General features: G+C 67.8%; 2 protein-coding genes. Both read right to left on the reverse strand.

From position 1 onward, the window contains the following. Window positions 1-433: DUF484 family protein (locus AC1DU6_RS32285; protein WP_477862304.1), on the reverse strand; the 433-nt coding region annotated here is incomplete at its 3' end. Further along, on the reverse strand, window positions 430-1,100 hold a 671-nt coding region (gene dapF, locus AC1DU6_RS32290), incomplete at its 5' end, for a diaminopimelate epimerase (protein WP_477862306.1). The genes AC1DU6_RS32285 and dapF, both read right to left, overlap by 4 nt.

A 1,100-nucleotide genomic window follows, 5' to 3' on the forward strand; every position in this document is an offset into this window, starting at 1 on the left:
CGTCGGGGCTGACCGAGGCGGCGAACTCCGAGGCCTCATGCTCGGGAGCGACGCCCCACAAGCGCAGGCCGGCTTGCGGGATCATGAACTGGTGGCGCAGCTCGGCCAGCAGCGCATGGGGCAGCTCCGGCGTGCCCACCGCGCGCATGACGGCCAGCGTCCAGCGGTGCAGGCGGTCGGCGATGGTGACGTTGTCCTGGCCGTTGCGGATCATGTCGATGATGCGCATTTCCAGGCCCTTGATCTTGTCGCGCAGCATCTCGGCCTGGCGCTCCTGCAGCGACACGGCGCGTGCGCCATGCGGGTGCTGCAGCTGCACGCTGGCGAGCATCGCCGCGTGGCGTTCGAAGAAACCGGGCGTGGACGCCAGGTAGTTGGCGATGTCGGTTTCGGTGATGCCTTGCACCGCGTCAGCGGCCGGGTTGGAACTCACAGCGTGATCTCTCCGTCAAAAACTTTCACTGCGGGGCCGGTCATCAGCACCGGGTTCTGTCCACCCGCCCATTCGATGCGCAGCAGGCCGCCGCGCGTCTGCACTTCCACGGCCTCGTCCAGCCAGCCGGCGCGGATGCCGGCGACGACGGCCGCGCAGGCGCCCGTGCCACAGGCCAGCGTCTCGCCAGCGTCGCGCTCGAAAACGCGCAGCTTGATGCGGTCGCGGCTCAGGATCTGCATGAAGCCGGCGTTGACGCGTTTGGCAAAGCGCGCATGGTGTTCGATCAGCGGGCCCTGAGTCAGCACCGGCGCCGTCTCGACATCGTCAACGCGCTGCACCGCATGCGGGTTGCCCATCGACAGCACGGCCAGTTCCACGCCCTCGACGGGCCAGAGCTCGAAGCCGTTCACGAGATGGGGCTTGAGCCCGCTCGCATCGAATGGCAGGGCGGCGTGCTCGAACACCGGCGCGCCCATGTCCACCGTGACACGGCCATCGTCCTGCAGCTTCAGCAGCAGGCGGCGGTTCATGGTGTCGACGCGGATCTCACGCTTGTCCGTCAGCCCGACATCGACGACGTAGCGCACGAAGCAGCGCGAGCCGTTGCCGCAATGCTCCACCTCGTTGCCGGTGTTGTTGAAGATGCGGTAGCGGAAGTCCGCGC

The organism is Roseateles sp. P5_B10 (genome assembly GCF_056400485.1).